Annotated in this window: 5 protein-coding genes and 1 pseudogene; 2 read left to right on the forward strand and 4 right to left on the reverse strand. The window is 75.4% G+C overall.

From position 1 onward, the window contains the following. A pseudogene (locus tag UW392_RS06725) lies at positions 1–153 on the reverse strand (translation initiation factor IF-3); the annotation flags it as partial. A gap of 364 nt (positions 154–517) precedes the next feature. Between UW392_RS06725 and UW392_RS06730 the strand changes: the two are divergent. Then, a complete protein-coding gene (locus UW392_RS06730) occupies positions 518–907 on the forward strand; it encodes a DUF1844 domain-containing protein (protein ID WP_320773948.1) in 390 nt (129 codons plus the stop codon). A 19-nt stretch (positions 908–926) separates the two neighbouring features. On the opposite strand, the gene UW392_RS06735 is transcribed toward UW392_RS06730, so the two are convergent. After that, positions 927–1,658 (reverse strand): SseB family protein, encoded by a 732-nt coding sequence (locus UW392_RS06735; RefSeq protein WP_320773949.1) that lies wholly within the window; start codon positions 1,656–1,658, stop codon positions 927–929. A gap of 149 nt (positions 1,659–1,807) precedes the next feature. Between UW392_RS06735 and UW392_RS06740 the strand changes: the two genes are divergently transcribed. Then, the gene (locus UW392_RS06740; protein ID WP_320773950.1) at positions 1,808–2,758 is read left to right on the forward strand and encodes a serine hydrolase; all 951 of its coding nucleotides are present in this window, start codon (positions 1,808–1,810) and stop codon (positions 2,756–2,758) included. Positions 2,759–2,847: 89 nt separating this feature from the next. On the opposite strand, the gene mycP is transcribed toward UW392_RS06740, so the two are convergent. Together mycP and UW392_RS06750 are read right to left on the reverse strand one after the other, a co-directional pair. Then, positions 2,848–4,044: a type VII secretion-associated serine protease mycosin gene (gene mycP / locus UW392_RS06745; protein ID WP_320773951.1), complete on the reverse strand. Its 1,197-nt coding sequence runs from the start codon at positions 4,042–4,044 to the stop codon at positions 2,848–2,850. Continuing rightward, positions 4,041–4,853 (reverse strand): hypothetical protein, encoded by an 813-nt coding sequence (locus UW392_RS06750; protein WP_414495687.1) that lies wholly within the window; start codon positions 4,851–4,853, stop codon positions 4,041–4,043. The genes mycP and UW392_RS06750 overlap by 4 nt, the downstream gene beginning before the upstream one ends. Between the last annotated feature and the right edge of the window lie 19 nt (positions 4,854–4,872).

Below are 4,872 nucleotides of genomic sequence, written 5' to 3' on the forward strand. Positions count from 1 at the left end.
GAGGTCGTACTCCTGCGCAAGCTCCAGGGCCTTGGCAAGCGGGACAATCCCGACCTGCTCGCCGCTGGGACCGACAAGTCGCACCTCGGGAACGCGAATCCGGTCGTTGATGCGGGGCTCGGCGCTGATGGATCCTCCTCGATAGCACCACACGACGGTCTGGCGGACCGCCGCGTTCGTCTGGCTGACATAGGGACCAACCATCGCGGCGCATGAAAAATGCCCCGGACGGGACGCAGGCGGGGCTCCATGACTGCCGGAGCACCGCCGCGGTTCACCGCGGGGCGCGCTTCGGGCGACTCCACCGTCCGTACGGAACGGTGGGGCGCCTGACCGGTGACCTGCCGTCCCGGAAGATGGCCAGGTGGGAGTTCGGAGCCTCCACTTGCGGGCCGGGCACCAGGTGTGTCCGGCCGGTCGTCACCCAAGGTTAGCAGCTCACCGGGGCGGGTGCGAACCGGCGTACGGGCGCCGCCCGCGCACGGGCGCGCCCGGAACGGGGCCTATCGTGTGGTGCATGAGTGACACCTCCCCCTCCGACTTCCCCGAGCAGGCCCCGGACTCCACCGAGGCCGCCGACTTCGACGCCATGGCCCGCGACATCGCGGAGGTGCCGGCGGTCGAGGTGCTCGTGACGGTCGCCGTGAACCTGATGAGCGCGGCGGCCGTGAAGCTCGGTCTGACGGAGGAGGGCGACGCGTACAAGGACCTGGACGAGGCCCGCAAGCTGGTGCACGCCCTCGCCGGTCTGCTCGACGCGAGCGCGACCGAGATCAGCTCCTTCCACGCGGCCCCGCTGCGCGACGGCCTGAAGTCGCTGCAGCTGGCCTTCCGCGAGGCGTCGCTCGTCCCGGACGAGCCGGGCCAGGGCCCCGGCGAGAAGTACACGGGGCCGGTGTTCGGCTAGTCCGCCCGAGCGCTCCCGCTCACCGACGTACGTACAGGGGCTCGCCCGGCGGCGTCGTCCCGGCCGGCAGCAGTGCCAGGTCGAGGCCGCGCACCAGGCGGGCCCGCAGCGTCTCGTCGGCCGCGAGCCGCTCGGCCACGGACCGGACGGCCGGCGCCTGCTCGACGGACGGGTCCAGGACCAGGGCGAGCGTGCCGTCCGCGCGGCCCGGACCGAGGTGGGCGCGGAGCACGGCGGGCTCGGCGGCGACGGCGTCGCGCACCGCCCCGACCACGGCGGGGTCGGCGAGCGGGTCCGTGGTGGTGCGGCCCTCGGCGAGGGCGAGCAGCGCCGGTCCCGTCAGTTCGAAGGCCACCGGCCCGGACATGTCCAGCACGACCGTGTCGGCCCGCTCGTGCGCCGCGGCCCGCAGCGCCTGGTGCAGGGGTACGGCGACGGGGCGGGCCGCGGGGTCCCAGCGGGCCAGCGACTCGGTGGACGTGAACGCGGGCAGCGCGGTGCGGTCGCCGGCCTTCAGCGTCGGGACGGCCATGTCGCTGGTCTTCTCGCGGCGCAGGCCGCTCTCGTCGACCTCCACCTCGCCCAGGACGGCGACGACGGGGACGAGCAGCCTGGCCCCCTTCAGGGCCTCCAGGACGGGCCGCACGGCGGTGCGGTCCTCGGCCCAGGCCGCCAGCGCCGCGCTCAGCCGGGGATCGGCGGAGCCGTCGTCGTCGGAGAAGCCGGGGTCGGGAATGTTCTTGTTCGCCACGGCCACCGAGCCTATCGGGGCACGCCCCGGGCGATCCTCCCGGCCCGGCCACCCGCGGCTCGCCGGGCTCATGGTTTTCTCAGCCTCCCCTGACCCGTCCCTCACCGTCGCCCCACCGGACGCACAGGGCGGGCGCCGAGCATCGCCCCATGCCTCCTCGCCGTGCCCGTCGCCGCGCCCGTCCGGCCCGGCGCCCCCTCCTCTCCTCCGTGCTCGCGGCCGTCGTCGTCGTGGGCGGCGCCACCGCCGGGAGCGTCTACGTGAAGGGAGGGGCACCCGGGGGCGACGGCGCCGTATCGTCGTCGCCGACATCGTCAGCGGCCCGGGCCAGTGGGGAGACTTCGGTGAAATCTGTGGTGGCGTCCGGGGTGGACGGCGACGGGTCGCTCGCGGCGGCGCTGGAGGACGTGGCGGTGGAGGAGGGCGCCGAGCTGTCCGTGGCCGTGCTGGACGTGACGTCCGGGCGGAGCGCGACGTACGGGACGGCACGGTTCGAGACCGCGAGCATCGTGAAGGCCGACATCCTGGCCGCGCTGCTGCTGCAGGCCCAGGACGCGGGGCGGGAGCTCACCGCGCAGGAGGAGGAGTACGCCGTCGCGATGATCGAGGAGAGCGACAACGCTTCCGCGAGCGCGCTGTGGCGGACGATCGGGGAGGAGGCCGGCCTCGACGCCGCGAACGAGCGCTTCGGGCTGACCGGCACCGAGGGCGGGGAGGGCGGGATGTGGGGCCTGACCCGGACGACCGCGGCCGATCAGCTCGTCCTGCTCCGGCAGATATTCGGGGACGGCTCCGAGTCGCTGCTGGACGAGTCCTCGCGGAGCTACCTCCGGGAGCTGATGGGCGGGGTCGTCGCGGACCAGGGCTGGGGGGTCTCGGCCGCCGGGTCGGACTCCGCCCTGAAGAACGGATGGCTGCCGCGGACCGCGACCGGGCTGTGGGTCGTCAACAGCGTCGGCCGGGTCACCGCGGATGGCGACGAGTACCTCGTCGCGGTGCTGTCCCGGGGCAGCACGACGAAGGAGAAGGGCATCACGATGGTGGAGGCGGCGGCACGGGCTGCCGTGTCGGCGGTCACGGCCCGGAACGCCGGGGAGTAGACCGTACGGGGGCGGGGGTGCTCCCCCGCCCGCTGTGCCCGCGCGCACGTGGGGAAAGGTTCCGCCCCAAGTCTGTCCCGGGGGCCTCTTCAGTAGGCGCCGGTCCGGAAGTCCTCGACGCGGGTCCTGCCGCGGCCCCGCCACACCACCACCGACGTGCCGAGCAGCAGGACACCGAGGCCGCCCGCGACCGGGGCCGCCCAGCCGAGGGCGCCGTCCTCGTCACGGTCCGCGTCCGGGCCCGCGCCGAAGTACTTCCCTTCGTACCCCACCGCGGTGGCCTTCTCGGACGCGACGGCGGCCCCCGCCTCGATCGCGGCGGCCGGGTCCACGAAGCCGAAGCCGCGGGAGTCGTCGCGGCCGCCCCCGGGGGCGTCGCGGGCGGTGTCCTCCAGGAGCCGCTTGATCTGCGCCGGGGTCAGACCGGGGTGGGCCGCCCTGATGAGGGCGACCGCGCCGGAGACGAACGCCGCGGCGGCGCTCGTGCCCCAGCCCTGGTAGTACCTGCCGTTCGGGTCGGCTATGACCACGTCCACGCCGGGCGCGCTGACGGTGGCGTACCAGCGGCGGGTGGAGAAGGGGGCGCGGGAGCCGTACTCGTCGACGGCGGTCGCCGCGATGACGCCGGGGTAGGCGGCCGGGTACGAGATGTGGTCGCCCTTCTCGCCGCCGTTGCCGGAGGAGGCGACGACGACGGAACCCTTCCCCAGGGCGTACCGGACGGCGGCGTCCTCGGCGGGTTCGGGGTGGGCGGACTCGGAGTCGTCGCCGAGGGAGAGGTTGATGACGTCGGCGCCCTGGTCGGCGGCCCAGCGGATGCCTTCGGCGAGGGCGTTGCCACGGGTGTCGCGGGCCTTGGCGCGCGCGGGGTCCTTGTCCTCCAGGATGACCCGCACGGGCAGGATGGTGGCCTCCGGGGCGACACCGAGGACGCCGTCCCCGTCGCCCACGCCGTGTCCGTGCCCGGCGATGATGCCGGCCATGGCGGTGCCGTGCCGGGCCCAGGCGCTGTCGCCCCGGCCCGCGCCGAAGCCGACCAGGTCCTTGCCCCCGGCCACGTTGCCCACCAGGTCGGGGTGCTGGTCGTCCACGCCCGTGTCGAGGACGGCCACGGTGATGCCCGCGCCCTTGGTGGTCCGCCAGGCCTCCTCGGTGTGCATCGCCTCCAGCGCCCACTGCTGCTCCCGGATGCCGTCGGCGTGCGCGGCCGTCGACGGGAGCAGGGCGAGACAGGCCGCGATCAGGACGCTCACCGGGCCGGCCACGCGGCGCGCACCCGCCCTCACGAGGTCTCCTCCGCGGACGTGACGGCCTTGCGCAGGCCGCGCTCCACACGGTCGGCGAGGCCCTTCGCCTCGTGGCCGAGGCCGGACTGGGCCGGGGCGGTGGTGGCGCCGGACTCCATGGCCTCCTCGGCGGGCTGCGGCTCGGTGACGGTACGGCCGTCGGCGAACCCGGAGACGGCGTACACGACGACCGGGGCGTCGGTGAGGACGGACAGGGCCCAGGAGGCGCGCTGGCCGTCGCCGAAGCCGGCCGCGACGGTGCCCCCGGCGGCGTACGGACGGGGCATCAGGTCGGTCCGCCGGTCGAGGCCGTCCTTGCGGAACCGGGACTTCAGGGAGGTCATGGCGGCCGCGTCCGCCTCGGTGAACAGCAGGCCGACGGTGGTGACGTGGCTGCGGGTGGCGTCGGTGTACGTGGCACGCAGCAGGCGGGCGCAGCCGACGGGCGCGAGGGCCTTCGCCAGCGACGGGTCGAAGGCGTCGGCGCACTCGCCGTCGGGTGCCACGGCGATCCGCGTCCAGGTGCGGTCGGCGCCCCCGGGGCCCGCGCCGCCGCCCGCGACGGTCGGCGGGAACAGCTGGTCCACGGGCACGCTGTGCCACAGCTGCCCGGCCGTGGCGAAGCCGCCGCGGTCCCCGCCCGGGTCGGTGTCCCCGGCCACCAGGCTCCCGGCCACCGCTCCCCCGATCAGTCCGAGGCCGAGGACGGCACAGGCGGCGGCCGCCACGACGCGCGCCCGGCCGCGGCCCGGCCGACCGCCGTCGTACGTCTCGCGCCGGCCGGTGTCGGGCTGCGCGAAGGTGACGATGGGCCGCCAGGACGCCCCG

The sequence above is a fragment of the Streptomyces sp. CRN 30 genome, from assembly GCF_034105845.1.

Coding starts and splice junctions, on each gene's coding strand:
- UW392_RS06730 (WP_320773948.1), top strand. CDS start 518: ATGAGTGACACCTCCCCCTCCGACTTCCCCGAGCAGGCCCCGGACTCC.
- UW392_RS06740 (WP_320773950.1), top strand. CDS start 1,808: ATGCCTCCTCGCCGTGCCCGTCGCCGCGCCCGTCCGGCCCGGCGCCCC.